Source organism: Dyadobacter diqingensis (assembly GCF_024220585.1).
GTDB lineage: Bacteria > Bacteroidota > Bacteroidia > Cytophagales > Spirosomataceae > Dyadobacter > Dyadobacter diqingensis.
This window is the reverse complement of the sequence record NZ_JAMXKF010000004.1, coordinates 117,091-131,667: the sequence shown is the minus strand read 5'-3', so window position 1 is coordinate 131,667 and position 14,577 is coordinate 117,091. Positions and strand designations below refer to the sequence as shown.

At 42.8% G+C, this 14,577-nt stretch carries 10 protein-coding genes; 1 reads left to right on the top strand and 9 read right to left on the bottom strand.

What is annotated here, in order from left to right; all coding sequences use genetic code 11:
• Window positions 1-38 precede the first annotated feature (38 nt).
• The 8 genes from M1L62_RS13050 to M1L62_RS13015 form a co-directional block, all read right to left on the bottom strand.
• Window positions 39-1,763 (bottom strand): GMC oxidoreductase, encoded by a 1,725-nt coding sequence (locus tag M1L62_RS13050; RefSeq protein ID WP_254560025.1) that lies wholly within the window; start codon window positions 1,761-1,763, stop codon window positions 39-41.
• A gap of 657 nt (window positions 1,764-2,420) precedes the next feature.
• Window positions 2,421-4,244: a hypothetical protein gene (locus M1L62_RS13045; RefSeq protein ID WP_254560024.1), complete on the bottom strand. Its 1,824-nt coding sequence runs from the start codon at window positions 4,242-4,244 to the stop codon at window positions 2,421-2,423.
• A gap of 52 nt (window positions 4,245-4,296) precedes the next feature.
• A complete protein-coding gene (locus M1L62_RS13040; RefSeq protein WP_254560023.1) occupies window positions 4,297-5,298 on the bottom strand; it encodes a hypothetical protein in 1,002 nt (333 codons plus the stop codon).
• 58 nt (window positions 5,299-5,356) lie between these two features.
• The gene (locus M1L62_RS13035) at window positions 5,357-6,928 is read right to left on the bottom strand and encodes a DUF1961 family protein (RefSeq protein ID WP_254560022.1); all 1,572 of its coding nucleotides are present in this window, start codon (window positions 6,926-6,928) and stop codon (window positions 5,357-5,359) included.
• Window positions 6,929-7,062: 134 nt separating this feature from the next.
• On the bottom strand, window positions 7,063-8,958 hold the full coding sequence (locus tag M1L62_RS13030; RefSeq protein ID WP_254560021.1) for a right-handed parallel beta-helix repeat-containing protein: 1,896 nt from the start codon (window positions 8,956-8,958) through the stop codon (window positions 7,063-7,065).
• A 19-nt stretch (window positions 8,959-8,977) separates the two neighbouring features.
• A complete protein-coding gene (locus M1L62_RS13025; RefSeq protein WP_254560020.1) occupies window positions 8,978-9,856 on the bottom strand; it encodes a phytanoyl-CoA dioxygenase family protein in 879 nt (292 codons plus the stop codon).
• Window positions 9,857-9,980: 124 nt separating this feature from the next.
• Window positions 9,981-11,363: a sugar porter family MFS transporter gene (locus M1L62_RS13020; RefSeq protein ID WP_254560019.1), complete on the bottom strand. Its 1,383-nt coding sequence runs from the start codon at window positions 11,361-11,363 to the stop codon at window positions 9,981-9,983.
• Between the two features lies 1 nt (window position 11,364).
• The gene (locus tag M1L62_RS13015; protein ID WP_254560018.1) at window positions 11,365-12,210 is read right to left on the bottom strand and encodes an IolE/MocC family protein; all 846 of its coding nucleotides are present in this window, start codon (window positions 12,208-12,210) and stop codon (window positions 11,365-11,367) included.
• Between the two features lie 197 nt (window positions 12,211-12,407).
• On the opposite strand from M1L62_RS13015, the gene M1L62_RS13010 reads away from it, so the two are divergent.
• Window positions 12,408-13,256 (top strand): AraC family transcriptional regulator, encoded by an 849-nt coding sequence (locus M1L62_RS13010; protein WP_254560017.1) that lies wholly within the window; start codon window positions 12,408-12,410, stop codon window positions 13,254-13,256.
• A gap of 342 nt (window positions 13,257-13,598) precedes the next feature.
• Here M1L62_RS13010 and M1L62_RS13005 read toward each other — a convergent pair whose 3' ends face one another.
• Window positions 13,599-14,498 carry a helix-turn-helix domain-containing protein gene (locus tag M1L62_RS13005; protein WP_254560016.1) on the bottom strand — a complete coding sequence of 300 codons (900 nt, stop codon included), beginning with the start codon at window positions 14,496-14,498 and terminating at the stop codon, window positions 13,599-13,601.
• Window positions 14,499-14,577 lie beyond the last annotated feature (79 nt).

The window sequence follows — 14,577 nt, the reverse complement described above, 5'->3', positions numbered from 1 at the left end:
CCACACTAATAAATTAGGTGGAGATCTTTAATGCCACATTATAAGTTTAATTTTTTCATCTCTTTTACACAGTGATCCACCGCTCGCGCAGTCAAAGCCATGTAAGTTAATGACGGGTTTTGACAGGCCGAGGAGGTCATACTGGAACCATCAGTTACAAACACGTTTTTACAGGCATGGATTTGATTAAATCCATTCAACACCGAAGTTTTAGGATCTCTTCCCATGCGGGCAGTCCCCATTTCATGAATGGCCAGTCCCGGATTTTGATGATTATCATATGCCTCTACCACCTTAATTCCGGCCGATTCCATCATTTCCTGGGCCTGATTGAGCGCATCAAGCACCATAGCATTCTCATTTTCACGCCACTGACAATCAATTTTCAGCGTGGGCATGCCCCATTTATCCGTCTTACTTAAATTAACGCTTACCTTGTTATCCACATGCGGAAGCATCTCCCCCATTCCCGTCATACTGAAACTCCAAATCCCCGGCTTTGTCATACTTTCTTTAAATTCTGCTCCAAAACCGTCCGAAGCATTTCCCCGCTCCCATCCCTGACGCGAGCCACTGCAAGCGTAAGCATATCCCCTGACAAAGTCTTTTCGGCGGTCGGTACCCATATTCCTGAAACGTGGAACATAAGTACCCGTTGGGCGTCGTCCGTAGTAATAGTGGTCATCAAAATCTTTGCCTTCATATATGCCGCTAATCCTGGCGCGGTAGTTATGATCCATCAAATAATGCCCCAATGCTCCGCTATCGTTTCCCAATCCGTTAGGAAAACGACTTGAAATGGAGTTCATCAAAATGAGTGTGCTGTTAAGCGTTGCAGCATTGACAAAAATAACCTTGGCATAAAATTCTGTCAATTCCAAAGTATTCGTATCAATTACCCTAACCCCCGTAGCTTTCCCCTTTTTTTCGTCATATATGATTGAATGAACAACCGAAAATGGTCGTAAGCTAAGGTTGCCGGTTTTGACGGCCGCCGGTAATGTTGACGACTGGGTACTAAAATAGGCCCCAAATGGACAACCCCGGTTACACCAGTTTCTTGACATACAGCCTGTTCTTCCCAGATCCGTATGAATTTTTGATGGCTCACTCAAATTGGCAGTCCGGCTGATGATAAAATGGCGGTCATTATAATTTTCAGCAGTCTTCTTTTGAAAATGGCTTTCTATACAATTCATCTCAAATGGCGGTAAAAACGCGCCGTCAGGAAGAGATGCGAGCCCGTCTTTGTTACCGGCTACGCCTATGAAACGCTCAACGTGACTGTACCAGGGAGCCAGGTCCTGGTAACGAATCGGCCAGTCGACACCAATTCCCTCTTTTAAGTTTTCTTCAAAATTGGTTTCATTCCACCGTTGCACCCACCTGGCCCAGATCAGTGATTTTCCACCCACCTGATAGCCCCGCGTCCAGTCGAAAGGCTTTACTTGTTCAAATGGATGGTCGGCATCTTTTACAAAAAAATGTCCGCTATATTCATTGAATGCATAACCGGTTTTACTTACGACCGGATTTTGATTTATTACTTCAACCGGTAGTCTTCCACGATGAGGCATCTCCCAAGGCGCCGACATGGTTGTAGGATAGTCTTCAATATGCTTCACATCCCTGCCTCTTTCCAGCATAAGTGTTTTGAGTCCTTTTTCGGTCAGCTCCTTTGCTGCCCATCCCCCACTGATACCCGAACCGATAACAATGGCATCGTATGTATTAACCTTTTCCGCTTTGATATTGAGATTCATGATCGTCGGTAGTTTTCGTTAACAATAGGAAATGTTTTACCAGCCAAAGTACACTTAACAAATAGCTGGTGTAAACCAAAGTGTCAGCTCTGTTTTACATTTACTTTAAGACAATTTTATCTTTAAATAATAACACAAAGTAAAAGGCTTCATTGATGACATTCCTCCGTTATTCGATTAAGTTTATCTGCTATTTTGAAGGCAAAATATTTTTTATCAAAAATTTCGTTGAATATCTCATACGAAAATATCCATCGGAAGCTTCCAACCGATTCAGACGGCTCCTTGGCAGCATGTGCCGATCGGACTCCATATTTTGAAATCCAATGGAAGCAGCATATAACGTTTGAGCTTATGCTGATAAGAGAAAGAAATGGAACTGCTTAGGCGGGAGATTTCATAGGTGAACCAGGAATCCGAAGAAGTGTATTTATGCGGCGAAACCTGACGCATTGGTTCCAAAAACAGGATTCTGATATAATTGAGTATGAATTCCTGAGCGAACTCACGTCGATTAACTATCCAAATGAGGACGAAAAACTAACTAATACATTTATGAGGTATTTTGAAGGAAAAGAAAATTTATGCTATTTAAGTTAATGCAAAATCAACAGTCTATGCCTAAAATATAGCATCTTAGGTTTGCCCAGATCAATACTAATCCATAAGATTCCAATTTCCTGAATAATAGGCCTTGTCTAATTTTTTCAGTTGAGCCACATTGCTTACGGCGTTGAAATGATCTCTCAAATCCCGGTAGATGTAGAAATTGAGCCAAAATCCGTAGTCATATTTTTGGTGCAGGCCGATGGGCTTCTTGTAGAAATTATACCAGTGTGTCGGCAAGCCCGCTTTTTCAGCAATTTGTATTGCCTGTTTAGCGCGCTGCCAATTTTTTTCAATGACTTTTTTAAACCGTTCCTGAGATTTCCCTATCGTTTGCGATTTGCCCGTAAACGTCGTGTGCACGTCATTCACGCCAATTTCCTTGAATGAAACGCTGTCTTCAAACATTTTGTCGCCATCTAAATCGTACCAGAGTTTGTCTATAAAGCCATTCAGGTCTGTGTCCGCATATTTGATAACTGCAAACTGTTTCGGCTCGGTTTGCATCCGGCCTTTGCCGCGCCAACGGTCGTAAATTCCGCCATAACCCTGGAAAGAAAAGGCCGTTTGGTCAATTCGCCATGTGCCCCATTCGGCGCCAACCAGATGGATTTTGCCGTCAAATGCACCCATATACAAGTTGCCATTCCCGGAAAAATCGGTATCGAATTCGCCCCGGTCACCTATGGCATCAGCCTGAGGATTATTGTCTACCCCTCCCTTACCAGCACCCACTTTGTAGAGGTCTTTAGGTTCATAAAATTCCACCCGTTCCCAACGGTTGCAATCGTCGTCTTCATCGAAAACAAGAGAGCATTCTTTCCATTTACCTTTGTCAAATGTTAATTTCCACGCCTGATTTCTGTCAGGGTAAATAAGTTCATCCAACTGCCGCCAGCGTTTGTCGAAGAACAAAAATTCGGCTTGTTTACCGAGTCCTTTGAGGCTATTGAACCTGTGTTTTTGGTTGGAATAATCAAAGCCTTCGCCTTTAAGCAGGATGCTCAGATCGAAATCAAATTCGTTGCCGGCCGCATTGTCATTGTCCAAATCCCAGGTTAGACCCACGTAATCCATTTTGCCGTTGAAATGTACATCATAGGCCGTATCGATTGGAGCAAATGCAGGATTGGAACCTTGTTTATTTCTGAAAGTGGGGGTGTTTACAAAACGAATCGCCATTTCGGAAAGATTGTCCCCGTCTGAATCATAAAACAGGAACGGGTTTTCCCAGCTATAACGCAAGTCGTTGATCCGAAACGAGGACGCGTGCATCTTAATAAATGAGGTGTTCCCATGGTAATCTTCGTAAAAATTGGCGTGTCCGTTATGCTCCCAGGCCAGCATCGTGATGGCGTTCCAGTCCACAAAATGCATGATGTTGTCTTTGTCGTCGTCCATGACGTACATGATTTCAGCGGCCCAGTCAAAAAAGTTACGGACAGAGGCACTGCCGTTATTGACAATAACCTGAATATCAGCTACGCCATCTCTGTTTTCATCGCACCAGTCAATGGAGAAGTCGCCAGGCCCGGCATAAATTCCGTCTTTATTCCGATCAATCAACAAGCAATCACTGTCAGCATCGCCTTCCCCGTCGGTAGGTTTCATGTCGTCATCATCATCGATCCAGACGATGGGTACTTCGTTATGCACAAAACTATAGATAAGATCAGGATCGCCGTCGTTGTCCAGATCCACCTGTTTTAGTTTTTTAGCATCAACCGGCAACGGCATTCGCCAGGGAACGAGCTGGGTATCCTGATTCCAGTACCGTCCTGAATTTTGTTGGGCATGAAGATTCACACGGCTCAAAATACCGATTAATAACGCAATATAAAATTTGGAAAAGTTGCAATACTGGATTGGCTTCATAGTCTATTTTTACTTAAACCTGCTATTGATGGCAAACTGGTCCTTATCCCTGTTATGGTTTTTTTCTTGCCCACAGTTTAAAATCATCCCAATAGATTTGCAGGGTTTTCCCCCGCGATTTAACATGAGCCACTAGTTCCCTGGAAGTATAAAGTTTCATCGGATTATAGCCCGTAAACCCATCCGGGCTGGGGTCTTCGATGCGGTGCGTAAAGTTGGTTACGTCTGCTATCAACTGCGTCGGTTCACCATCGGGGGTGATTGAAATGACCACCCGCCCATTTTCTTTGTTGCCCTCTTTAAGATAATAATCCAGGGTGAACCATTTTCCAATCGGCACCTTCACTTTTGTATTATCTCCGTTCCAGATTTCATTGTACAAGCCGTTTTCTGCATTCAAAATAAAATTCAGCTCACTGGTTTCTTCGGTGGGTTTTCCGATGCCCAGTGTTATGCGAAAGCCATATTTTTCATCCTTCGGCCACCATTCATTATTCCAAAACTCCGAAATGGTAAGCCATGTAATTTTATGGGGATAGCTTTTCAACACATTGAAATCCTCGGTCAGGAACACCCGTACCGACTGGCGAAACTCTTTAATACCCCCTTTTATGCCATAGAGATTGGCCTGAATACGCGCTTTTTGCTGACTTTCGGAAGCTGCCCAGGAATCATTTAACCAAAATTTGAGCAGATGATTTTTGGGGTTTTGAGGGTCGGATTCGATGCGGGCAAATCGTTTCGTAGAATCACCGCCCGTATATTGCAGCTGCATCACACCGTTATTCAGGACATCTTTCCAGTCCTTATCCCAATTATTTTTAGGCGACAGTGTGTTGTCACTGCCCGCGATGTGTTCAAGCGAGGCGCCGTAATCATTGGTACCCAAATCCCGCACGACCTGACTTGTTCCTTCAAAACCTGTCTGAAAGATTAATTCTTCTTTGGAAAAAGCCATTTCAGGAATATGTTTTTGAGCATTGGCAACGTTCGATACTAACCATAGCAATATTAAAAATACTCTTCCCGAAACTATGTTTGAGGTACTGTTCATTTTTTCTTTACTTATAAATTAATGTCCTGAACTATTTTCAATTCAAATTAAATCTCAATCAATCTTTGAGTTTTATTATTCTTTCACCGTCAATTGACTTTTCCGTTTTTATTTTTTCTTTGTTATAAACTTTCAAATTTCTAAAAACCATCTTTGAACGTAACATGCAACGAATCGCGATTCGCCCAAAGTCCAGAACAGGCCCGTTGTTTGTAAATCCGTCATCAGTACATTCAAACATGATAACACCATCAATTGCACCTACCAACTTGTTGTCTATTTGCAAGAATTGAAGCTTATGCCACGTGTCTTTGGCTAGCGGAACGTTGCGGGTTGCAAATGCCAGCGGATAATTCCAGGGTTGTTTCATAAAAGCTGAGTTGTCCAAATCATTTCTCATATCAGCCATTTCCCTGTAATATTCCCAATGGTAACTACGTACATCCTCGCCATAAATCATGGTCATGCGACCACTGGTTCGCAAGGGATAATCGGCCATAAAGTCCTCGCGGTTCATACCCGATGCTTGTGTCAGCAGCAAACTCAGACCGCCCGGGCGTAGTGATTTATACTCATACTCTACATACAAATCGCCTTCAAAAGGTTTTTTAGTCCAGACATACATTTGAGAATCGAGTACGGCTGCATTCATTTCTTTATCAATCGTTTCGATCAACAGACCTTCTCTGGTAATTTCAACCTGGACCGGTTTTCCCTGAACATAAAAACTATCTATGTCAGCCGATTTTGTCAGGCTTAAATTTAGTTTTGACGTCCAACTCTCGTCAATTTTCCATTGAAAGGGTTTGATTTTTTTTCCGGCATAGGTGTGCTGCAATTCCTCTTCTAACGGCAGGTCGAATCGGGTTACTTCTTTTCTAAACACGCCATACACTTCTTTTTCAGTGAGATTTGTATTATAAAATTTGATGTCGGAATAACAGAAGGTTGGGTTTCCTATGTACAAGGACGTATTAATCGAATCCCGATGAAATTTCTGCTTTCTAAACTGATCTTCCTTCCCTATCGAAATACCGTTTAGATAAAGCCGGTATTCATCTTTATCATAGTCCCACGTAAGGGCGAAATTATACCATTTTCGACTCTTAAAACTAAAATGGCTTACCGCAACTAAGGCCTTGTGGGGCAAATTGAAAGCATTTTCATAAAATTTATCTTTTCCAAAAAGAGCGATTAAATTTGGATGCCATGCGTTCATCCAGACCATTTTAAAATTTGCACGTACTACATTCTGCGGGTCGGGACAATCCGAGAGTAAAGGATATGTCTGCCAGTACGGATTACTTTTAGCCATAGTAGATTTCCCACCCGAAGTTCCCAAATCTTCCAGCGACATAACCCACATGGATACCGTTCCCCGTTTTTCTTTCATGGTGTGCGCTTTTAGTGCCAGCACACTATGAATACTCGTCGTGTTCAAACCCCTGCGTCCATCAACATTAACGACCCTGGCCGGACCGGTAAGTTTTACCTTCGACGTATCACCGAACTTAAATTCGTTCAGATAACTGATTTGTGGCGTTGGAATAGATTGTCCAAAGGCCGTTGAAAAAGAGATAAACAGCAAAGCGGTAAAGGCTTTAATCCTGGCATTTGATTGTCTTTTCATTGAAATCAAGTAATTGCTTTAAATTGTTTGAAGCGTTTTTGTTCTATACCACTTGCTGCATTTAAATCTCATTTAACAGCTACTCAAAATACTTCTGTGCGCGGTTAACATGATATCAACAATAGGCGCATTCTTTACCAGACCTTTAACACCACTTTTCCCGGTTTAACATTCGCGAAAGGACCTGCAAATATTTTGTCAGCGGTACGACTGTTTCCAAAATAGTCCGTATCAATCGCCAGAACGGTGCCGTCAGGATTTTCAAAAAGCGCTTTGGAAACTTTGGCTTTGCCCAGTAAATCGGTTGTAATCATTTTTCCCTTCTGACTGGAAAGTTCCTGGTCGAAAGTTATATGGAGAAAGGTTTCGTCGCCTAGTTCAACCAATTTAATATCGGGATTATACGCCGAATAATTACCTGGCATTAAGTCTTTGAGCGATGGCTTTGCATGGTTGCAATATACGTTGTTCTCAATCCATACGGGAAGCTTTGCAGTGTTATACGCCTCCAGCCCATGTGTACGTTCGGGCTTGTCGTTGCCAATAAAAAGATTGTTGTATACCCTGTCGTCGCCGCCAAATATGGTAGTAAGACCCTTTACATCAATCGAATGCGGCAGAAAATAGGGAGTAAAACGGTTGAGATCCGGCCGGACTACCACAACGCCTTGTATAAGATTGTGAATATAAGCTCCGCCATCCGACTGGTTGTTAATAGCTTCAGAGGACAGAAAAATATTGTTGTCTACGATGTAGGGCCCGTGATTTACTTCCAACCACAAATCCTGTTTAGCGTTATTGTAAAACAAATTACGGGAAACTCTGGTCCCCTGCGTCATCCAGTCAAGCCAGATACCGCGGGCGCTATCATGAATCTTGTTTTTCCTGATCGTAACATCAATGGGCGCATGAAATTTTATTCCTGAGATCTCCGCACCATCAAACTGCCGCTTGACCCAGATATTATAGATATGATTGTTCTCAATGGTACTGAAAACAGCGCCCATGCTCCCACAAATACCGGTTTGCTCGCAGTTAAAAATACGATTGTTGCGAACAATGTGCGAACCGATCATCTCTTTGTTCCAGTTGTTTCGCACCACATTAAAAATTACCTCTATGTAGTGAATATTCCCATCACGGTTCACATTCTCTTTATCTGTCGTCCATACGTTATGCCCCGTGCTGCGTTCCTTGCCCAGGGTTATACCATTACACTTGGAATCACTGATGATGTTGTTTTCAATAATCCAGCCCTTATTCCAGTGCGTTGCTACCATACCTACCTGTTCAGCCGTAGGTGCTGCCCATTGCGTCGCTGCCTGACTTATACTAAACCCGGAGATCGTGATGTAATTGATCCCTGGTTTCTGAGGGTAAAAGCACGTTCGGCGGGTCGTAATTTCTACCAAAGCCTTGTTAGGGTCCTCTCCTTGAAAATTAGCCCAAATGGTTGTATTCTTTTCATCGCTTTCGCAATACCAGGTGCTTAAAGAACTTTGAACGTCCTTAATCTCCTGCATCGCAACCGGGTTTAAAACCTTGGCAAGCGTTTCTTTTTCAAAAAGAGATTTTCCGTTAAAAAATACTTCACCCGTATGGTGTAACCTACCTCTATCAATAAACCAATCTCCATTGATAGAATCTTTGTAGGGATTATAATCTCCAAAAAAAGAGTTTGGCAGGATCACTTTCCATACACCGTTTTGTACCCTCTTCCAACCGGTCACAACCTCGGAGCCTTTGATCTGTACTTTTTCACCTAACGCGGCACGGTATACAATGCGATTGGAATCGCTGTTCCCACCTCGTAGCGGATTCACCCATTCTCTATAAGTTCCGGTATGGACCGTAATGGTGTCTCCCGGATAAGCCAGTTTAACGGCAGCCGAAATAGTTTGAACAGGCCTTCCTGACGACCCTTCATTGCTATCGCTTCCATTTTTAGCAACATGATACTCTTTAGAAAAGCTGCAAAAGCTTATCAAAATGCTTAGGCAAAAAAAGTACAAAGTAGATTTGTTCAACATTTTATCGGGATTTTGCTTATTAGTTCTTAACGATTTTCAATACTTCCGGCCTCAGGTAAGGCTGATTTACGTCTGCAATCGGGCGATATGCATAGGGATCTTTACCCGCCACCAATACAATATCTCGCAAATCGGCAGTAAGCGGAAACTTCCCATCCTGGTCCCAGGGTAACATGCTTTCGGCACTCATATAATGGTTGACAAGAGCAGTCCTGAAATTATCCTTGGTTTTATTCCTTAACGAGCTATGTAAAAGGTATCCGTTAAAAAATACGACATCACCCTTTTTTGCTTCCAAAGGAATGACCTGTTCCTCGGGATAGCCGGAAACGTCGACCGTATCTACATCGGCATATTCTTTGCTATCGTTATCAATCCTGGGCATTATAAAGCCAGATTTCTGACTGCCCGGAATAACCCATAAGCATCCGTTTTCTACGCTCGCATCGTCAATGGCTATCCAAACGCCGATCAGCGACTTATCGCGGGTAGGGATATAGAATTCATCCTGATGCCAGGACTGCCCTGCTTTGCCCGGACCTTTTACAAACAACATCGATTGCATACATTTAAGGTTCGGACTAACGATCTTAGTCAACACCTCCGTTACCGCCTGATGAAACAGATAATTTTTTATTACGGGCGATATTTTATGGGGAAAATGGATGGCCACATATTTCTTTAAAACATCAACGTCGCTTTCATTTTCGATTGCGGGCAACATCCCTTCTGTGTGTCCGTACTCGCCTCTGAATATTTTTGCTGTGTCTCTTTTTAATTCCTCTATTTCTGCGGGATCGAATAGGCCCCGGGCAACAAGATATCCGTACTCGTGGTAAAAACGTATGTTTTCTTCGGTGATGTTTTTGTTTTTCAAAAACTGATTTTCGTTAGTCATGGTCTATTTTTTTAATAATTATTGCAGATTGCGTTGCAGGATAACACGGTATCCTTTTGAATTTTCGGCACAAAAAAATATAGCTGGGAGCCTGTTGAAACGCTTAATTTTCTAGGGGTTCACCTCATTGGTTAATCAGTTGAGCTTCCAGTTCTTCGAGCGTTTTCCCTTTGGTTTCCGGGACCCGGAATTTGAGGTAAACGAAGTACACCAGGCAGAAAGCGGCGAACAATGCCAGCGTTGCCGATGTACCGAGATATTTATTTAAGACCGGGAATGAAATGCTTGCCAGAAAATCTGCTAGCCATAAAATCAGGGTCACCAAAGAAAGCGCAAGCCCCCTGATGCGGTTAGGAAATATTTCTGAAAGGATAACCCAGGTTACGGCACCTAAACTTGCAGAAAAGCCGGCTATGTATATTAACAAAAAGATAAGGACTAGGTAGTATTGATAAAAATCAAGATAAAAACAGGTAGCCACTGCCAGCAGTGATATCACCATTACCAGGCAGCCTGCAAGCAATAATTTTTTACGGCCAACTTTATCGACAAGCCATATTGCGACTAGGGTAAAAACCAGCATAGTAACGCCGATTGCAATGGTTTGTATCGCGGCAACAGCGGCGCTTACACCCGTACTCTTAAAAATTTCAGGGGCATAATATAATACCGCATTAATACCAGTAATTTGTTGGAAGGATGCTATAAGTATTCCCATAAACAGCACTTTACTGTATTGAGGAAGAAACAGGTCCTTCAAATTGCCGGCAGATTGGCTGGCAAAACTGTTGCTGATTGAGCGTAACGCTGCCTCGGCGTAAGCCTGGCCGCCTGTTTTTGAAAGTACATTATATGCCTTTTCCTTCTGGGATTTTTGAATAAGCCAGCGAGGCGTTTCGGGTACCAAAAACAAGGCAAAGAAAAAAATCACTGCGGGAATAGCCTGTGCCGCAAACATCCAGCGCCAACTGTTTTCTCCAAGGTCACTCAGGGTATAATTAGCTACATAGGCCAATAAAATACCCAATACAATAGCCAGTTGGTACAGGGCGACCATTCTTCCGCGGAAGGGAGCAGGCGAAGTTTCAGCGATGTACATCGGTACTACCATGGCAACTGCACCTACCGAAATCCCACCAGCTATCCGGAAAACTGTGAAGATAAAAAGTGACTCAGCAAGTGCCACACCTATGCCCGTTGCCGCGAATAAAAACGCGCAAATAAATAAAGCTAATTTTCGCCCCAGCGCATCGGCTATTTTGCCAGCCAGCATAGCACCGAGGCCACAACCCAGTAAAATGGAACTTACAGCCCAACCCAGCGTCACTTCATCCAACCGGAAGTATTTTTGGATAAACGGAATCGTGCCTGATATGACGGCTGTATCAAATCCGAACAGCATACCACCCAGAGCAGAAATAATGCTGATACGCAGGATGTATTTTTTGTTGAAATTTGACAGCGGATTTAAATCTACCGTCAAAGCACTCGTATTTGCATATGCCATGCTAACCTTCATTTAGGGTGTGGGGAGTAGAAAATCTTTCATAACGTTCTCTTAGTAACCGCATCATGTAAACATTGATATCCCATTGACACGCTATCGGTTCGTTCGTTGCAGGATGATGAACCATGTAGGGATAAGGTCCGAACTCGGGCGTAATAGTAAACGATTCTGCTTTCGTGCCTGCCCTCAGATTTACGATTCTGTCCCACCAAAGTAAATGAGCGTCCACCTCTGTTTTCCACCTTTCTACCCGCGGGTCTGGCACCTGCGCCGATTCACAATAACCAACCCTTGCATGGATATGTATCGCGCGACTGATGGCCAATTCTAACGACTCCTCGTGTTCTTCCAACAAACTCTCCGACACATTACACCAGTGGGAGAAATCGGCAGTAATGCATACATCCGGATTAATCGTCAGCAAATCCCTTGCAATATGTGCTGCAAATAATGCCTTGTTGCGGTGTGTCTCATGAGCGATCCGTATTCCTGTTTCTTCTGTGACTTTCTTAGCTATTGAAAAAAGCCAACTATTTTGCTCCTGACTGAAGTAATCTTTTCCGGTTTGAGCATCGATTAACACAGGATTTAAACTGGCTATGTTACGAAGGTTTTTTTCGAAGCTGCTGGCATGCGCTCCAAAATCTTTTTCGAATGAATGAAAGTACTGCCCAATTAATAATAGACTGTGCTTCTTTAATGCCCGAGCGATCTCATCCTTTTCGGTTGCGTCAAAAGGAATTCCGGCTTCTACACCATCATAACCCGCGGCTTTAACCTTCCAACAAAACGCATCCCACGGAATGTCCTCGCTTCCCCATCTGGGACAGAAGTAGTTTATTACCATTAAAAATATGGTTTAGTTCGTTTAACAGGACTACATTAAGCATTCTTCAAACCCATTTGATTTGGTTCTTACCGGATGTAAAATTACCCGGGAAGCTGATGCAACGCTCTCGCTATCTTATCGAGTTTAGAAACTATCTTATTATTTTTAGTATATTATTTCGATACATGCCTTAATATTGAGTTAACCAGAAATAAATGAAGCCGATAACTCAAAAACTTCCGCTAACAGAAAACAGCTCTTTTATTAGTCGTACCTACCGCACACCGAACTTTGAAGTACCTTGGCACTATCACATCGAATACGAATTGATTTTGTTTACCGAAGGCTCAGGCATGAGCTTTATAGGCAATTACATCGGTGAGTTTGAAACCGGGGATATATTTTTCCTGGCCAAGGACCTTCCGCATACTTTTCAAAAAAGGGAAAAAGACTTAATAACGAGTGCAATTGTCGTTCAGTTTAGAGAAGATTGCTGGGGCAAGGATTTCTTTTTGTCCGACGAGTGCGCTCACATCAGGGACTTATTTGCCATATCAGAACAGGGATTAAAGATTTCAGGAACAAGCAGGTCTTTACTCACCAACATTATTGAGGGCTTGGAGAACACCAAGGGCTTTCAACGAATTATCAGCCTATGCAATTGCCTTAATATCATAGCCTCATCCAGCGACTATACTTTGCTATCTACCGGAATGGTCAGGCAATCAAACTCAAAGGGCAATGATAAAATTGACAAGATATTTGATTTTACAATCAATTCGTTCAAAGAACCCGTTGGTTTGAAGGAAGCAGCCAGTGCTGCCAATATGAGCGTTCCTGCGTTTTGCGCCTATTTCAAAAAGTGCACGAAGAAGACATACAATACATTTCTAAATGAGATTCGTATTGGTTACGCCTGCAGGCTTCTCGCGAACACAGGTAAACCGATTAGTCAGGTTTGTTTTGAAAGCGGCTTTCAATCGCTGCAAAACTTCAACAAGCAATTTTATAAACTAAAACAGGTTACTCCATCGGGTTATCGCAAAAACACTTCCGGAAACTGAGGTGCTGCATTTTGTTACTAAGTACATGGCTCTAAATAACCTTAATGACGCAACTTCTGAATTGAGGTTGGCACCTCGCCCCTTGCATTAGTGCTGCCAAATCGGCTAGAAATTGAACGCAGACATCACAGCCCAATTACTCGTTCTGAAATCTTGCAATCCATTTATAGCCGCAGAACTACCCCTATCATTGTTGAAGCCGTAGTTCTGCATTAAGACGTTACACATGCTTTCGTGTCACTTAGAATTGTGGGACGAAAAATGTGTGGTATAAATTTGGGCAGAAGATCACTTGCTATTACTATTATTCCCCTAGTCCTTCCCATAGCAAGTCTGAGAAGGTCATTTGTCCATCTGGCGTTTCCTAAAGTCTGTCGGAGACATGCCGGTATGATTTCTAAAAAACCGTGCAAAATAGTTAGGATATTCGTAGTTGAGCACATAAGCGATCTCAGATACTGAATAACTGGTGTAAGTGAGATAATTCTTTGCCTGGCCAACAAGATATTCCTGAATAACCTGGCTGGCAGTCTTTCCTGATATTAATTTGCAAATTCTGTTTAGGTGAACCGGGGTGACAGCCATCTCGTTGGCCAGGTCGGCTAACGTGGTAGAACCTCCATTTTTTCGGATTAGGTATTCAAATTTCCTAAAATGGCGGACCGACGGCTCCATATCTTCCCTGTTATTTTTACCCGGTCCGACCAGTCTGTAAATCAGCAAAAATAATTGTTGCAGACAGGCAAGCAGCATCAACCCTTTCCCTGTTTCTTCATGTGTCAGTTCGTGATCAATTGACTGAATCAGTAGAGAAATACGATCTGCCGGACATGATCTGCTAAATGAGTTGACTTGGATTACCTTATCAGCTCTTGACGGTAAAATATTCAAATTGGGAAATAGGCTATCGAAGTAAGACTCAGCCATTGTCAATATATGCCCTTTTACGCCGCTGTTAAAAACGAAACCATGCAGGGCGCTGGAAGGGATGAAAAGCAGACAAGGGGCACTCAGCTCAGTTTTGTTTTCAGCATCTACCAACAAAAACTCTCCTTCCTCAATAAAAAAAACCTGTAAAATATCCGGATGTATATGCGGCTTGATGTCCCATCCAAATTTTGGGCTGCGCGTTTCCAGCCGTTCGCAGAAGACATAGTCCTTTTCGGGGCGTGTGCTGCGATCACCGTAAAGCCATTCGTACTTGGCGATATCTATGGATAATTTATTCTTTAATGCCTTCAAAGTTCAGCCAATGTTTCATTTGTATCCTAAATAAGTCAATTAATAGCCATCAATGTATCATACATTTCCAAATTTTGCA

Coding starts and splice junctions, on each gene's coding strand:
- M1L62_RS13020 (WP_254560019.1), bottom strand. CDS start 11,363: ATGGCATATGCAAATACGAGTGCTTTGACGGTAGATTTAAATCCGCTG.
- M1L62_RS13045 (WP_254560024.1), bottom strand. CDS start 4,244: ATGAAGCCAATCCAGTATTGCAACTTTTCCAAATTTTATATTGCGTTA.
- M1L62_RS13010 (WP_254560017.1), top strand. CDS start 12,408: ATGAAGCCGATAACTCAAAAACTTCCGCTAACAGAAAACAGCTCTTTT.
- M1L62_RS13035 (WP_254560022.1), bottom strand. CDS start 6,928: ATGAAAAGACAATCAAATGCCAGGATTAAAGCCTTTACCGCTTTGCTG.
- M1L62_RS13040 (WP_254560023.1), bottom strand. CDS start 5,298: ATGAACAGTACCTCAAACATAGTTTCGGGAAGAGTATTTTTAATATTG.
- M1L62_RS13025 (WP_254560020.1), bottom strand. CDS start 9,856: ATGACTAACGAAAATCAGTTTTTGAAAAACAAAAACATCACCGAAGAA.
- M1L62_RS13015 (WP_254560018.1), bottom strand. CDS start 12,210: ATGGTAATAAACTACTTCTGTCCCAGATGGGGAAGCGAGGACATTCCG.
- M1L62_RS13050 (WP_254560025.1), bottom strand. CDS start 1,763: ATGAATCTCAATATCAAAGCGGAAAAGGTTAATACATACGATGCCATT.
- M1L62_RS13030 (WP_254560021.1), bottom strand. CDS start 8,958: ATGTTGAACAAATCTACTTTGTACTTTTTTTGCCTAAGCATTTTGATA.